Genomic DNA, 14,900 nt, shown 5'->3' on the forward strand with positions numbered 1-14,900 from the left:
ACAAAAAGACGAATTTGCTTAAAAAATGTGTTATCGCTCATCTGAAGTCATGAATATTTTCGATGCAACTATACACCCTAAAAGTTATAGAATCTGACCTTTCACATGGAGGGTTAACTCTATTCAGTCAGCATGTTCACCATGAAAAGTTTGTGAGTGCCAATCTTCGGCTTTGCGGTGAGAATGCAATGCCCTACATAAAATCAGAAGAGCTTGCAATTCAATTTTTGAATGCAATCCTCCCGGTTTTAGAAAAAAAATATGGCAGCGGCTTCAAAGTCGAAATTGAAGCTTTTACAATGTCTATGAATTCGTCGGTCGCAAGTAGGAAGATTCGCAAGAAAGCAGAAGATGACTCAGATTTAATTGAGCAGCGACTTATAGTGAATTATTTCACCCCCCGAAGATCACCTAAATTTCCGCCCCCAGGGGACGTGGTGCCGTGAGTAAAAAAACTATTCAAATTGACAGTATCTCAGCAGAAGATCTAGGCCCTCCCGGGGTGAAGGGTGAGTTGTGTATTCTTGGTCCGTTAGGTGGAGAGCAGAAAACAGAGGAAGAGCGGCTGAATGATCAAGCTATGCGTGCTTTTACCGTTGAAGGTCTACTTTCAAAATCGGCAAGGATGTTCGAAAACATAAGAAGTAATTTTGGCCCAGAGGATGGTGAGTCATATTTCTGTACATCCGATCTTGCAGTAGGCACAAAAATAGCTGTCCCGGCTGGGGAGGTTAAATTTAAAACAAATAGTAGGGGCGAAAAATCTTCGGTACATTTTAAATGCGATGCAACCCATGCAACTGAAGCTAGATGTAAGTTTCTAACTGCTGCTTTGCCATTTTTGGATTACTTAAGTTATATCGGAAATTGTCCAGTAGACTTTGGGGCATTAAAAATTCTTGATGTTAAAAACAATTGCACCACCATCATGTATGTTTCACCATATCGCAAGACTTTAGTCAGGCCTCACGCACGGCTCGTTCACATTGAAATGGAACCAATTTACGCAATGTATCGCGAGGCAAAAAATTCAAATAGCGATTTTTACAAATTCCTTTGCTATTACAAAATCCTTGAAGGGATTTTTAAAGTATTAGGGCCGGCTGCAAACAAGCAAGCGAAAGAGTTAAAAATTAATTTGAATCAAATTAACTGCGCGGTACCTGAAGCGGAAAATATGCCGGATGATTGTCTTCCGTATATCGGAAAATCAGTAAGAAGGTTTTTTGATGAGATACTAAGGGAGTACTTCAGGAATGATGTGGCGCATTTTGTAAAAGATGATGGGGCTATCCTTAATTTGAGTAACCCGGATCATATCGATAAATTCAGTTTAATATTACACACGTGTGAATTGTGCGCACGCTTGGAGATGGAGAATCACGAGAATATTCTTAGCCAGTTGCTTAAGAGTAAATCTATGTAGCCCCTCCCTCGGTTGGAATTTAGTGCTTCCACCGCCCGTACAAAGCTGGTATAGTTTTGCTACTTTCCGAAGGAAGCCACGCCTAGGCCCGCTCAGTTCACACTGTGCGGGCTTTTTCGTTTCCGTCTTCGGGGTATGAGAAGAGGCGGCCGGCGCCGTGCTGTAACACGATGCCGACCACTTCAACGCGCAAGCTACCTGCGGTCTTAGCCAAGGCCTCTCCCCTTCGCGAGGGGCGGCGAGCCTGGCACGACAAAAATGTTTGCTATCGCCTCAGATGGCTGCACGGATAGAGCTACTGATCGCCGAGCGGCCGCGCGTCATCAATCACACTGTGTGGGCCAAGCCGACTGGTAGCAGTCTGCGACAAGGTCGCGCAACGCAACGTGCCTTTGTTCCGCAGATTGAGCACATTTATCTTTGCTGAACATTACTTCGCGGCGGCCTTACGACGACGGGCAATAGCGCCAACCATGCCTAGGCCGCCCAGCAGCATGGCATAGCTTTCCGGCTCGGGTACAGGCGCCGATATGATGCGCTGGTCATTGAGGCCGTTGTTGTCGGAAATAACCATGTAGACGTGGCCACATTCCAATGTGCAGCCTTCCGGATCGCTCCAGCGAGCAAAGGAAGTCAGCGTGTAGCTGATATCGGCTGACTGGCCGTTGGCGAAAGTACCCAGATCCACCTGGCCGAAATAGTGATCCAGCGTGAATTCCGCATAGATGCTATTGGGCTCGGTTTGGACGACTGCATCTCCCACATCGAAACCCGATTTGATGACCGAGGCCACGCCTGCGTGGTAGGTGTAGGTCTGGGCCGAACGCCATACCGACACGCCGTTGACCAGCACATCCGCGACGAAGCCAGCCTGATGGTCTTGCCGATCCAGGTCTCGGGTCCAGCCGCCCATCACGGACCTCACACCCTCAAGCGCCAGGTTGAATTTGTAGTTCCGGCTGCTACCGCTATTGTTGACGAAACTATCACTCCAGCTTGCGCTGGTGGTGGCAATACCGCCAACGCGCAAGTCCCGGACGTTGGCGGTCAATTCGCTACGGTCGTTCGCAGTGGCCACTAAATTCATGTACTTGCTGTGAGGTAGCTCACGGCCAGGGAGCTGAACGGGCGGCAGACTGGTGGCATCGACGTAACTGGAGACTGGGCCGCTAGTGCTTACGCTGGCCGGGACCAGCAAGTCGGTGCGCTCCAGGCCGGCGGTATCGTAGGAAACAGTGGTGGATACATTGGCGGCGTGGGCTGTGCCTAATATCGTGACGAACAGGCTGCTAGCGGCTAGTTGTAAGGCAAGCTTGCTTGTGTTCATTGGTATTGACTCCCTGAATATGATTTTTATGCGTGCATGCTTGTATCAGCGCGTGTGCGACCAGAGCAATGGTGCATTTGGGCTATTGCGAAGCGTATGGGGTGCGAAGTTGCTGTTCAAACAGCCTACGTTGTCGGAGGAACAGGGCGGCGATACGGTGCTTGTTGATGTGCGGACTAGCGTGGCACGGCCGGCACCCGTCAACAAGCTCAGCGAAGCCGAACGCGTGCAATTGCTAGCTGTCGCCAACAGTCCAGAGTTCGCCAGCTTGCCACCCAGCCAGATCGTGTCAACGTTGACTGAGCACGACGGGGACGCGCGCACGCGTGACGATGCCGGCACCAGAACGTACTGACTCATGCGCCGGTCAGGGGCGAAGGCCGTCGCTCTGACGATAACGTTCTGCATATCGCTCATGGTTGCTCTCCTTCGCGTGTGCAAGTGCCACCCGAAAAGCGGCATGAGAGCAAGTTATGCACATCTGTGCATTCCGGGCTTGATCGCCATCAAACATCCTGCTACTCGTTTGTTCGAAGGCAATCGCCGTAGCGACGCCAACCATCGCGCCCGGCTTGCTTGGCGCGATACATGGCCTCGTCTGCATGCTCAAGGAGTTGTGTGGGGGTATCCCCGTCCTCGGGATACAGCGCAATGCCGATGCTTGCACCGATCTCCAGCGAGTGGTTGGCGAGGTGGTAGGGGCGACCGACCGAGGCGACCAGTTTTTCCGCCATCAAGGTAGCTGGCTCAGGCTGGGAGAGGCATTTCACGATGACGGTGAATTCATCGCCGCCCAGTCGCGCCACGATGTCGTCTTGTCGCACTGCGCTGCGCAGCCGTCTAGCTACCGCCTTGAGCAGCCTGTCGCCGACCGTATGGCCGTATTGGTCGTTGACTTCCTTGAAGTGATCGAGATCAATGAATAGCAGAGCCATGCGGCAATGATCATGCTGGCTTTGCGTCAGAGTTTCTTCAAGTTGTTCCATGAAACGCGGGCGATTGATCAGACCGGTCAGGCTGTCGTGATAGGCCAGGAATTGCTGGCGCTGGTTTCTTTCCCGTCGTTTGCCGAGGTCGTGCTGGAAGGCGATGAAGTGACTGATTTTGCCGTTGGCATCGTAAAGCGGAGTGATGATCTCCTCCACTGTATAAAACGTACCGTCCTTGCGCTTGTTCACGATCTCCTGGTGCCAGACCTTGCCGGACTGGATGGTCCGCCACAACCGACGATAGAAATATCCGTCCTGTCGGCCTGATTGCAGCAGCGAGGGGGAGTGACCGACAATATCTTGGGGCGCGTAGCCGCTAAGGCGGCAGAACGCCTCGTTGACCCAGATGACGCAACCCGTACTGTCAGTGATGAAGATCGCATTGGCGATCGATGTCAGCGCAAGAGCCAGCAACGTCTGGCCGTCGGTCGGTGTATTTGCGTCGGGAATCACGGAGTTCACCTTTGCAAAGCTCAAGGAGCAGTCTACCAAGCATGCTTGCGAAATGGTAAGCCTTTGATCGCGAACATTTAGCCTCAATCGTTACATTGCTTAAGCTCAGTAAGACACCAGCCGATTTCAAAGAAAAGGTTGATCTCATCCATCCCGCGCTAGGTGCCACGCTTCTGTTGGACTTCAATCAAACTGAAGGATAGTTCTCACGTCAGAGGGAGGGACTCCATATGGGCGGGGTTCCTGCCGACCTGCGTCGCCTGCAGGTGGGGACTAGTCGTAGTGGCCGAGACCCGCGAACTGACCGCAGCCGAGTACGACGACTTCGCCAGCTACCTGTTGGCTGATCGAGAATGGTTGCCCAGTCGCACCTGCCTAAACGTCGGCCAGCGACGTAAGGTGATGGCTGTCAACGCACCAGGGCGCCGCACGCCGATTGTCGATCCTTCCGGATACAACTACGGGCGGCATATGGGATTCTCGGTGGAGTGATCCATGAGTTCCGCGCAACGTCGTGTAGTCGTTGCGCGGGTGATCAAGCCCCGCCGCCCAACAGCATGGTGTGGCTCATCCGTTGTACGCATACGCTATAACAAGTCATCGAGGAGGAGCGTGCAATGGATCTGCGAGCAAAGTATGGTGACCAGCAGCTTGAACACATCATCGACCAAGCCATGATTTATCAGTGCGCCTGCCCGGCACAAGTCGCCAGGCTGATGCTGGCATTGCGTGAAGTAAACGCTTACGAGCAAATGTGCCTGAGCCGTGACGATGCCCCTTTGCGTGAGACCCACCACCTGATCGCGAATGCGACCGAGGAGGCGCACGCAAGATTGCAGGAATGCCTGGATTGCGTGATGGATTTGGAAGGGTGGGATAAATCACTGATGACGATGCCGGAAGTGTTACGCAAACTTCAGGGACAGGAGCTTCGTCGCTGGCTAGATGGTCGTCGCAGTGGTAACGAAGGTAAATAGAAAACGTTCAGCAACTGGCTGCCCAATCGCAGTGGCATGCATGCCGGTAGGCAACCCAAGGCGATGTCAGCGTACCTGGTCGCATCAGGCTGCTTGTCGATCCTTCGGGCTACAACTACGGCCGGTATGTGGGATTTGCAGTGGATTGATTCCATCTCCGCCGCACAACTCGATATGATCGCTGCGTGGGTTTAACCGGAGCCACAACATTGAGCTTAGCATTTATGCCAATGCTGCAAGTTCGGCGTTGTTAAGGCTGGGAATCCCTGGGTTCGACCGCTCGGTTTGCCGGGAGGAGGTCACCCGGCTGAGCAGTTGGCGGCCGTAGAGGCGTCGCGACCCAGCGCCAAAACTTCTGCCACCTAGCAACGCAACCTTCGTTCATGCTGTAACCGTGCTATCGATGCGGGACCAGGCGGGCAAACGCTTGCCACAACAAGTGATCTCGGCTTGGTCTCCTGGGATCAAGATTTGAAGGGTGAACGCCATGGAGCATCGTAGAGTCATTAAACGCCCACTCTGGAAAAGATCGGATATCGATCCCACCAAGGAATGTGTGCTCTTGCTAGTGGAGGATGACGACGGAAACCGGGAATTTGAACTACGCGAATTCGCGAAGAAGGATGACCTAGTCAAGGAGGCACGCCGCATCCATACCACCGCGAAGATTCCACTGGACCTCGTGATTTCGCGCTGCGTGGTGAGCATCGCGGAAAATGTCGTCCTCGAAAGCGGCGAAGGATTTATGTTCAACTCCAACGGGGCTTGGCTCACGCTGAATGAATTCGAGGCGTACAAGAAAGAATTCTTCGCCCGCCGCGAATCGGAGTTCTGGCTGATGCGTTTGCTCTCGCGCTTGCATTCCAAATTCCTAAGGAAGTTCTGCAAAAGCCGGGGCTGTCAGTAATTACTAAGCGCCCGTCCCCCAACTGTATAGCCCATAACAACTAGCTGTTTCGTAAACCAATTCGACATCATTCCATTCGTGCCGCAGGGTTAATCCGGAAACTATTTTTTCTCCGGGAAGCACGCTTCGAAAATCCGAGTCTGAATGTTTCCCGTCAACAAGCACTTCCATGTGAGATGGTCGAATATTCTCAATTCCCTTACGAAATTGATTAATTATTTCTTTGATTTGTGATGCGTCAAGCATTCGGGGTTTGTAAGTTTCAAATTCAGGAAGAAGCCATAAATTTATAATGTTCGACAGATCATCGTCTTTTAATTCGCGCCCCCACTCCTCAAGCCAGTGCAGCTCCAAATTGGCAAGAATGACAATAGCTTCCGCCCACGAAGATATCGATGTCTTCTTAACTTCGATTATGTAGGCAGAGCAGAGAAGTTCATCATTAGTACGAATCTCAAGTGTTGGGGCTTGGAGTGAAAGCGATTTGAGAATGGCCTCTTCAAGCAGTGGCCTATTAGCTTTCAAATCGTTTAGCGTAAATGTAGTACGCATCGTCAAGGGTAGACCTTATAAAGCGATTATGCAGACAGTCGCGTTAGTTTACTGTTTGTTTCCGTAGACTGCCAATTGTCGTTTGGCCAGGATGTGGTTGATGTAGTCAATATGCCGACAGCATAATTGTAAGATGGGGAATCTCTAATTTGAAAGCGCGGAAAGCCAGGGTCCCTGGCGATCTGCGTGCTCTGCGGGTCGGCATACCCGCGCGATTCAGCTAGTTACCAAGTTTTTCGTCGGTTTCGTTTCCTATCGGCCTAGTTGTGCAGACCATCCCCCACCGCTCCCCGCAAAGCCTTGTGGCGTAAGGCTTTCAGCAGTTTCCCCAGTTGCGTTAGGCGCTCCAGTAGCGTTCAACCCAAACGAATTTACCCGTCAAACCGTTTCGTTTTGAAGCGTTTGGAGTCCCATGCCCACAGTTTCCGTCGATACCCTCGCCAAGTTGCTGGATATGACCCCGCGCCGGGTCCAGCAGCTGGTCAAAGAGAACATCCTTCCCAAGCCCGCCGCCCGTGGGCAATACGAACTTGTCGCCTGCGTGACCGGCTATATCCGCCATGTGAATGGCCAGCTCAACGGCGATGTGGGCGACCTCAATAGCGAGAAGACCCGTTTAACCCGTGCCCAGGCCATCAAGGTCGAGCGCGAGAACGCCTTGGCCGATGGCGTACTGATTCGGGCTGCCGATGCAGTGCAAGCCTGGACGGAGATGATCTCTGCCGCCAAGTCCCAGCTGCTCAACCTGCCCGGCCGACTGGCACCCTCCTTACTCAACACCCGAACCGCCAAGGAAGCCGAGCGAATCCTCACCGAAGCGGTAGACGAAGCCCTCGCCGAGCTAGCCGACTGGAAGCCCGCCGATGATCCCGAACCTGCAACAAGCCTTGCGCCTAGCCTCGAAGGTGTGGGCGCCGCCGAGGCGGATCACGGTCAGCCAGTGGGCTGACGCCGAGCTATATCTCTCGCCCGAAGATAGCGCCGAGGCCGGTAAATTCCGTACGGATCGCGCCCCCTATCAGCGCGGCATCATGGATGCCTTCCACTCGGACGGCTTCCAAGAGGTGGTCATGATGGCGTCCTCGCAGGTGGGCAAGACGCTGATCTTCAAAGCCGTCATCGGGTGCTTTGTGGCTGAAGACCCGTCGCCGATCCTGATCGTGCAGCCTACGGTCGAAATGGCCGAGGTGTTTTCCAAGGACCGCTTGGCGCCGATGATCCGCGACACACCAGCCCTTCGCGGCAAGGTGCTGGAAGCCAAGAGCCGCGACAGCGGTAACACCATCCTCAAGAAGAATTTTCCGGGCGGCCATATCACCTTGATCGGCGCCAATGCGCCGGCCGGCTTGGCAAGCCGCCCCATCCGCATCGTGCTGTTCGACGAAGTGGACCGCTACCCGGACTCGGCTGGTACCGAAGGCGACCCGGTCAACCTGGGCCGTAAGCGCACGATTACCTTCCGCTCCCGCAAGAAGATCGGGATGTTCAGTACGCCCGGCATCAAGGGCAAGAGCCGTATCGAACGGGCCTGGCTGCGCTCAGATCAGCGCTGCTACCACTTGCCGTGCCCGCAATGCGGCCATATGCACGTGCTGAGCTGGACCAATATGCTGTTCGACCCGGCCCAGCCCGAGCTGGCACGGATGGTCTGTCCCCAAAATGGTTGCGCCATCACCGACGCCGATAAGCCGGCCATGTTGGCAAACGGCCAATGGATCGCCGGCAACCCCGCCAGTCGCATCGCGGGCTTCCATTTGAACGAGCTGTACTCCCCGTGGCGCCTATTCGCCGAGGTCGTCACCGAATTCCTCAGCGCCCAAGGCAATCCTGAGGAGCTGAAGACGTGGTGGAACACCTCCATGGGCGAGCCCTACGAGGAAGCGGGCGAGCAGGCCGATGCCGATGGTCTGGCGAAGCGGCGTGAAAGCTATGATGCCCAAACCCTGCCGGCGGACGTGCTGGTTGTCACCGCTGGCGTGGATACCCATCCCGACCGCTTGGAAGTCGAGCTGGTCGGCTGGGGCATGGGCGAGGAGTCATGGGGCATCGAGCCCATCGTGCTGCACGGCCCCACCGCCGAGCCGGACGTCTGGCAACGCCTGGATGCATTGCTGGCGACCGTGCGTTGCCAAACCGAAGACGGCCGAACGTTGCGCATCATGGCGACGTGTATCGACTCCGGCGGACATTCTGTGCAACAGGTGTACGAATTCTGTACTCCGCGCAGTGCTCGCAATATCTGGGCGATCAAGGGCCAAGGTGGTGCGCGGCCGGTGTGGCCTAAACGGCAGTCGAAGTCCAAGAAATACCAGGGCCATATCCTGCGAATGATCGGGGTGGACACGGCCAAGGACGCAATCTACGCCCGCTTCAACATCGCCGAACCGGGAGCTGGCTATTGCCACTTCTCAATGGCCTACGACGAGGAATGGTTCACCCAGGCCACCGTCGAAAAGCGCATCACCAAGACCGACAAGCGCGGCCAAGAGGTCCGGATTTGGGAGAAACCGGCCGGTGCCCGCAATGAGGCACTGGATTGCCGGGCTTATGCCTATGCCGCCCTCCAGGGCTTGAAGATCGAACGGCGCCTGGTGTTGGCCCGCCGCACGATTGTGCCGGTCTACGAAGCGCCGGACCGTGTTGTCCCACTCACGCCACCACCGCCCGTCCGACCCGTCGAAGCGACCGCACGAACACCCCGCGCCCCACCCACCAGTGGGGCGAGTCGCTTGCCGGCGCGGCGGACGGTGCGCTCCGGTTATCTCAAGCGGTAGCCGACCGATTCAAAAGAAAGGAACCCCATGGCCTTTACCCAAGCCGATATCGACACCCTGGATCGGGCCATTGCCAAGGGCGTGCGGGTGGTCCAGTTCGCTGATCGCAAGATCGAATACGGCAGCTTCAAGGAACTGCAGGCCGCCCGCGATGCCATCAAGACTGAGCTAACCAAGCAGGCGAACCGAGGGCGCGCCCGGCGGGTGCTGTTCTATCACGCGGGCAAGGGGATCGAATGAAGCGTGCCCGACATATGGCTCGCCAAGGCTTCCTGAAGCCTGATCGCCTCAAAGCGCTGGCGAACCCCTATGAAGCTGGCGGCGAAGGACGACGGGCACGCAATTGGCAACCCTCCGATTTAGGCCCTACCAGCTCGGTGCTGGGCAACCTCGCCAGCCTGCGCAGCCGCTCCAGGGCCGCTTACCGCAACGATCCCTATGCCATCGCCAGCGTGGATCGGATCGTCAGCAATATGATTGGTACCGGCATCGCGCCGAAGCCCAAGCATGCCGATCCTTTCATTCGGGCGCTGTTGCAGGAACTGTGGGACGACTGGGTAGAAGAGTCCGACGCTGATGACGCCACGGATTTCTACGGCCAGCAGATGCTGGCATGCCGCACGGTCGAGCTGGCCGGCGAGTGCTTTGTGCGGCTACGGGTGCGCAAGCTCAGCGATGGACTGGCGGTCCCGCTTCAGCTGCAAGTGCTGGAACCGGAATTCGTGCCCCACACCAAGCACGAAATTGCCGCGAACGGTAATGTCATCCGCGCCGGCATCGAGTTCGATAGCACCGGCCGCAGGGTGGCGTACTGGATGTATCGCAGCCACCCCGGCGAAGGTACGGTACCGACCAGCACCTACAACGATCTGGTCCGCGTCCCTGCCGATCAGATACTGCATATCCGCGAAGTGCAACGGGCCGGGCAGTTGCGTGGCGTGCCGGGCTTGACCGCGATTCTGGTCCAGTTGAAGCACCTGAACGAATTCCAAGACGCGGTGCTGTTCCGCCAGGAAGTCGCCAACCTGTTTGCCGGCTTTATCCGCAAACCGGCGCCGGATGATGTGCCGGTCGGCCCCGATGGCCTGCCGCTGGAGCAGCTTGACGACTCCGCCCCCATGGTCGGGCTGGAGCCCGGCACCATGCAAGAGCTGCTGCCCGGCGAGGAAGTGGAATTCAGCACCCCGCCCGATGCCGGCAACAACTATGGCGACTACATCCGCCAGCAGCTGCAAGCTGTCGCGGCAGCACGTGGCCTTCCATATGAGCTGCTGACCGGTGACCTGCGTGGTGTGAGCGACCGCGTCATTCGGGTTGTGCTGAACGAGTTTCAGCGCCGCATCGAACAGATCCAGACCAGTCTTTACGTCCACCAGCTGTGCCGCCCCGTACGGGCTGCGTGGCTGGATGCCGCTGTGTTGGCAGGCGCGATTGACTTACCCAACTACCCCGCGCAGCGCCGTGCTTACTTGCGTACCCGTTGGGTGCCGCAGGCATGGAAGTACCTGCACCCCCTGCAGGATGTCCAGACCCGGCAAGAAGAGGTCAAGGCCGGCTTCAAGTCGCGAGACGAAGTGGCCCTGTCCATGGGCTACGACACCGAAACGATTGACGCCGAGAACGCCGCCTCGCTCAAGCGGGCGCAAGGCTTAGGCCTGGTCTACAGCACCGACCCTGTCATCCAACCCAAAACAACGAAAGAAGCTGCATGACGCCAATCCAGAGGGCCAATGTGCCGCGTATCTATGCCAAGGCTGGCACCGGTAACGGTAGCCGGCCCTGGTACAACATGGCGAAATCTGAGACGGCCGGCCAGGCCATCGAAGTGATGATTTACGACGATATCGGCGGCTGGGGCCTGAGAGCCGCAGACTTTATTCGCGACTTGAAAGCCTTGGACGATGGCAAGTCGGCGATTACCGTGGCAATCGATAGTGATGGCGGCGATGTGTTTGACGGCTTTGCCATCTCCAATGCCCTGGCCCGCCTGGGTGACCGCTGCACGGTAAGGATCGATGGCCTGGCTGCCAGCGCCGCCAGCGTGATTGCCTGCGGCGCCCATCGCGTGGTGATGGCTGAGAACACCATGATGATGATCCACAACCCGTGGACTTGGGCATCGGGTGATGCAGAGGAATTGCGCAAGACCGCTGATGTCCTCGACAAGGTCACCGGCGGCCTGCTGGCAACCTACCGCGCCAAGGCGCCCAAGATGGACGCAGCCACCCTGAAAACCATGCTGGATGCGGAAACCTGGCTGTCTCCTTACGAGGCGGTCGCCCTGGGCCTGGCCGATGAAATCAGCGGGACGGTGCAAGTCAAGGCGCGGGCGTTGTCGCCCGTCCTGGCCAAGTATCGGAAATTGCCGCAGGCGCTCATGGAGAAAGACACGCCAGCCGATTCGGTAAACGAACCGGCGCCAAAGCCGCCGCAGGAACCCGCCCTCAATGTTGCCGCCCTGGCAGCCCGCCTAACCCAAGCCTGTATCCAGGCCGGGCATCCCCAACTCGCCGAGGTATTGATCGTGTCCACTGCCCTCAAGGACGAGGCCACCGTGGCCGCTGAAATCAGCCGCATCGAAGCCGTATCGGCCCTGTGCCTCACTGCCAAGTTGCCGGAACTGGCCGGCGACTACTTGGCCGCTGGGCTGGGTGCCGATGCCGTGCGTGCGCGGTTGCTCGACAAGCTGATCGCCGCCGATATGGACGAAATCGACAACCGCGAACCGGCACCGAGTGAGACCGCACTGCTGGCCAAGACGCCCAACGCCACCGACATCTATGCAGCCCGCAAGGGCAAGCCCAAGGCTGACACGAAAGGACGCAAGTAGTGAGAAATATCAAAGTAGAAGGAAACCATACCGGCGAATACCTGCTGTCGGAAGGCCAAGGCAATATCTCCAGGGAGGCGATTGTAGTCGCGGCTGGGCCTTTCCTACCTGCCGGCCAAGTGCTGGGGATCAAGACCGTGGGCGGGGAGTACGTGCCCTACAATAATGCGGCTAACGATGGTAGCGAAGTGGCTGTGGGCATCCTGTATGCGCCATTGCCAGAATCGATTGTGCCGCGTCGCGCGGTCGGACACGTCCGGCTTTGTGAGGTGTCTGCCGAACGCCTCACCGGCTTGGATGTGGCCGGGCGGGCCGATCTCAAGGCGCGAAATGTGATCGTTCGTTAGACGCAGCGCCGACCAAATACATATTGCTATGAACTAATCGCCAGTTTTCAGATCTAAGCTGGAGTCTACAATTGCGCGGTCTATTCAATTTACACCCAATATGCATATCGACCATATTGCTCCTCAATTTGTTGTGGCAAAGAGTTCGCTCAGGGATTTGCTAGTGCAGCGCATGGAAACCGAGGCGCTCCCGCCAGTTGTCCAAGAAGAACGCCTTGCGATGCTTCCGTCGCCGCTCGTGGATTCCGAAGCCTTTCTGGACAAGCGAACGGGCCTTTGGCGCTATGAATTCGGCGCGCCATACACCGTGAATGGCGAGCTATTCGGGCCGCACACGTGGCCTTTCGTGGACTACTTGCACATTGCTGTCCGAACTGCTTGTGTTCATGTGCCTGGGAAAAAGCGTGACGCCTATTTTTTTCGACTGAATGACCGCGTGAAACACTGGGAAACTCTGGCCGAGATGATGCCTGGAGCACGTCTCCATTCCGCAGCGGAGACAGACTTTGAAGTCGAGGGGCTAGGAACTGGTAATAAAACCATCGACTGGGCCATTCAAGCATCGGATCGTCGAATAATCCTTGACGTGAAAAGCCGATTCATCGACCTCCTTAAACAAATAGAACTAGGTGATGAGAACGGGCTGATGCTAAAGCCAACGCATTCCCCGTCGCTGCTCTTCCGAAGTGTGGAGGACAAATTCTTGGACGCAGATCCCGATACAGTACTTCAAGGGGCATGGATCACTACACACATCAAGCAGGACCGTGTTTTGCTCGCAAAGGCCTTCGAAGACATGTCGGATTTGAAAGTCCACTTTGTAATCCTAGGTGATTGGAAGGCAGACGTGACAATACTGGTTAGGCGCGAGCAAGATAAATCATTCCTGCTTAACACCTTCAGTGCTGTTCAATCGTCGCGCTTCTTTATCTAGACGAGTAAGGTATTACCATCACCGTCATCTGATAACGCAACCCAGCCCAGCGCTGGGTTTTTTAATTTCTGGAGCTGCATGGCAGAACTATCCATTTTTGAAGACGACGCTTTTTCGGTGTCGTCGCTCACCGCCACCATCAACGACCAACCCACTGTCCCCAGCAAGCTGGGTGATATGGGCCTGTTCGATGAGGAAGGCATTAGTACAACCACCGTCCAGATCGAGAAGGACGGCGATACCTTGTCGCTGGTTCCTGCCGGTCAGCGCGGCCAACCTGGCCTGGTTGTGCATGGCAGTAAGCGCAAGCTGATTCCGTTCAACACCATTCACCTGCCGCAAACCGCCGCCATCACGGCGGACGAGGTACAGGGCGTACGCGCCTTCGGCAGCCAGACCGAGCTGGCCGCAATCAGCACGGTGGTAGAGAAGCGTTTGCGCAAAATGCGCAAGCAACTGGATGCCACCCATGAGTATCAACGCATCGGCGCGGTCAAGGGCCAAGTGCTGGATGCCGACGGCACAGCGGTGCTGTTGGACCTGTTCGAGCGCTTCGGCATTCAGCAGCAGGTGTTTCCCTTCGAGCTGAGCAAGGCCGATACCGATATCCGGCTGAAGTGCGGCGATTTGCAGGATCTGATCGAAGACACCCTAGGCAATCTCACGTTCACCGGCGTGCGGGTGCAGTGCGGTAAGAATTTTTGGAATGCGTTCATCACCCATAGGTCCTTCCGCGAGACCTTCCTCGCGACGGAGCTGGCCGCCAGCTTGCGGGGCGATCCGCGTGAGGCCTTCGACTTTGGGGGCGTGAAGTTCGAGCGCTATCGCGGCCGCCTGGGTGGTGTCGGCTTTGTCGGTGACGATGAAGCCTATGCCGTCCCCGAGGGAGTATCGGATTTATTCATCACCCGCTTCGCCCCGGCCGACTACATGGAAACGGTCAATACCACCGGCGTACCGTACTACGCCAAGCAGGAGCCGATGCAATTCGGCAAGGGCGTGATGCTGGAAGCCCAGTCCAACCCGCTGCACCTCTGCACCCGTCCTCGTGCCGTCATTAAGCTGACCAAGTAAGCCCATGGATGATTTCTGCGAACTCAGTGGCGCCATGGATGGCGTCTTGCTCGATGTCCTGGGCGATGCGGCCCAGGTCGATGGCAAGCCAGCGCGCGGCATATTCGCCGCACCCTGGTTACAACCGCAGTTCGGTCGATTGAAGACCGCCATCGTCGAGCCGCAGTTGTCGATGCGCGATGCCGACGCGGTGGGGATCGTCAAAGGTGCCGCCGTGGTGGTCGATGGCCTGGCCTATGAGGTAGTCGGCATCGAACCTGATGGCACGGGTTGGATGCGTTTAATTCTGAGACCTTGCTAGGTTCGCCTC

Annotated in this window: 18 protein-coding genes; 15 read left to right on the forward strand and 3 right to left on the reverse strand. The window is 56.5% G+C overall.

The window, feature by feature from the left end; all coding sequences use genetic code 11:
• Nucleotides 1–62: 62 nt before the first annotated feature.
• Nucleotides 63–446 (forward strand): hypothetical protein, encoded by a 384-nt coding sequence (locus tag FNU76_RS19080; RefSeq protein WP_144279667.1) that lies wholly within the window; start codon nt 63–65, stop codon nt 444–446.
• Entirely contained in the window at nt 443–1,426 is a 984-nt protein-coding gene (gene mauJ, locus FNU76_RS19085; RefSeq protein ID WP_144279668.1) for a methylamine utilization protein MauJ, read from the forward strand. Before FNU76_RS19080 ends, mauJ begins: the two co-directional genes overlap by 4 nt.
• A 430-nt stretch (nt 1,427–1,856) precedes the next feature.
• Here the strand turns inward: mauJ and FNU76_RS24705 are convergent, their stop codons facing one another.
• Complete coding sequence (locus tag FNU76_RS24705) at nt 1,857–2,753, reverse strand: PEP-CTERM sorting domain-containing protein (protein WP_223879094.1); 897 nt, start codon at nt 2,751–2,753, stop codon at nt 1,857–1,859.
• Between FNU76_RS24705 and FNU76_RS19095 the strand changes: the two genes are divergently transcribed.
• Nucleotides 2,746–3,108 (forward strand): hypothetical protein, encoded by a 363-nt coding sequence (locus FNU76_RS19095; RefSeq protein WP_144279669.1) that lies wholly within the window; start codon nt 2,746–2,748, stop codon nt 3,106–3,108. The genes FNU76_RS24705 and FNU76_RS19095 overlap by 8 nt on opposite strands.
• A 163-nt stretch (nt 3,109–3,271) precedes the next feature.
• Here the strand turns inward: FNU76_RS19095 and FNU76_RS19100 are convergent, their stop codons facing one another.
• Nucleotides 3,272–4,219, reverse strand: a complete 948-nt coding sequence (locus FNU76_RS19100) for a sensor domain-containing diguanylate cyclase (protein WP_179958195.1) — start codon at nt 4,217–4,219, stop codon at nt 3,272–3,274.
• Between the two features lie 258 nt (nt 4,220–4,477).
• Between FNU76_RS19100 and FNU76_RS19105 the strand changes: the two genes are divergently transcribed.
• The 3 genes from FNU76_RS19105 to FNU76_RS19115 all read left to right on the forward strand — a co-directional run bounded on the left by FNU76_RS19105 (nt 4,478) and on the right by FNU76_RS19115 (nt 6,079).
• Nucleotides 4,478–4,687: a hypothetical protein gene (locus FNU76_RS19105; protein WP_144279671.1), complete on the forward strand. Its 210-nt coding sequence runs from the start codon at nt 4,478–4,480 to the stop codon at nt 4,685–4,687.
• A gap of 125 nt (nt 4,688–4,812) precedes the next feature.
• Entirely contained in the window at nt 4,813–5,172 is a 360-nt protein-coding gene (locus tag FNU76_RS19110) for a hypothetical protein (protein ID WP_223879095.1), read from the forward strand.
• 487 nt (nt 5,173–5,659) lie between these two features.
• The gene (locus tag FNU76_RS19115; RefSeq protein ID WP_144279672.1) at nt 5,660–6,079 is read left to right on the forward strand and encodes a hypothetical protein; all 420 of its coding nucleotides are present in this window, start codon (nt 5,660–5,662) and stop codon (nt 6,077–6,079) included.
• Nucleotides 6,080–6,082: 3 nt separating this feature from the next.
• On the opposite strand, the gene FNU76_RS19120 is transcribed toward FNU76_RS19115, so the two are convergent.
• A complete protein-coding gene (locus FNU76_RS19120) occupies nt 6,083–6,637 on the reverse strand; it encodes a hypothetical protein (protein WP_144279673.1) in 555 nt (184 codons plus the stop codon).
• 406 nt (nt 6,638–7,043) lie between these two features.
• On the opposite strand from FNU76_RS19120, the gene FNU76_RS19125 reads away from it, so the two are divergent.
• The 9 genes from FNU76_RS19125 (at nt 7,044) to FNU76_RS19165 (ending at nt 14,891) form a co-directional block, all read left to right on the forward strand.
• On the forward strand, nt 7,044–7,580 hold the full coding sequence (locus FNU76_RS19125) for a hypothetical protein (RefSeq protein WP_144279674.1): 537 nt from the start codon (nt 7,044–7,046) through the stop codon (nt 7,578–7,580).
• Nucleotides 7,495–9,405 carry a phage terminase large subunit family protein gene (locus FNU76_RS19130; protein WP_144279675.1) on the forward strand — a complete coding sequence of 637 codons (1,911 nt, stop codon included), beginning with the start codon at nt 7,495–7,497 and terminating at the stop codon, nt 9,403–9,405. Before FNU76_RS19125 ends, FNU76_RS19130 begins: the two co-directional genes overlap by 86 nt.
• 27 nt (nt 9,406–9,432) lie before the next feature.
• On the forward strand, nt 9,433–9,645 hold the full coding sequence (locus FNU76_RS19135; protein ID WP_144279676.1) for a phage head-tail joining protein: 213 nt from the start codon (nt 9,433–9,435) through the stop codon (nt 9,643–9,645).
• Nucleotides 9,642–11,117, forward strand: coding sequence for a phage portal protein (locus FNU76_RS19140; protein ID WP_144279677.1), 1,476 nt, complete (start codon nt 9,642–9,644; stop codon nt 11,115–11,117). The genes FNU76_RS19135 and FNU76_RS19140 overlap by 4 nt, the downstream gene beginning before the upstream one ends.
• Nucleotides 11,114–12,235: a head maturation protease, ClpP-related gene (locus FNU76_RS19145; RefSeq protein ID WP_144279678.1), complete on the forward strand. Its 1,122-nt coding sequence runs from the start codon at nt 11,114–11,116 to the stop codon at nt 12,233–12,235. Before FNU76_RS19140 ends, FNU76_RS19145 begins: the two co-directional genes overlap by 4 nt.
• Nucleotides 12,235–12,582 (forward strand): head decoration protein, encoded by a 348-nt coding sequence (locus FNU76_RS19150; RefSeq protein ID WP_144279679.1) that lies wholly within the window; start codon nt 12,235–12,237, stop codon nt 12,580–12,582. The genes FNU76_RS19145 and FNU76_RS19150 overlap by 1 nt, the downstream gene beginning before the upstream one ends.
• Before the next feature lie 100 nt (nt 12,583–12,682).
• Nucleotides 12,683–13,516: a hypothetical protein gene (locus FNU76_RS19155; protein WP_144279680.1), complete on the forward strand. Its 834-nt coding sequence runs from the start codon at nt 12,683–12,685 to the stop codon at nt 13,514–13,516.
• A 78-nt stretch (nt 13,517–13,594) separates the two neighbouring features.
• Nucleotides 13,595–14,590, forward strand: coding sequence for a major capsid protein (locus tag FNU76_RS19160; RefSeq protein ID WP_144279681.1), 996 nt, complete (start codon nt 13,595–13,597; stop codon nt 14,588–14,590).
• Between the two features lie 4 nt (nt 14,591–14,594).
• Entirely contained in the window at nt 14,595–14,891 is a 297-nt protein-coding gene (locus FNU76_RS19165; protein ID WP_144279682.1) for a head-tail joining protein, read from the forward strand.
• The last annotated feature ends 9 nt before the right edge of the window (nt 14,892–14,900 follow it).

This window comes from Chitinimonas arctica (assembly GCF_007431345.1).
Taxonomy (GTDB): Bacteria; Pseudomonadota; Gammaproteobacteria; order Burkholderiales; family Chitinimonadaceae; genus Chitinimonas; species Chitinimonas arctica.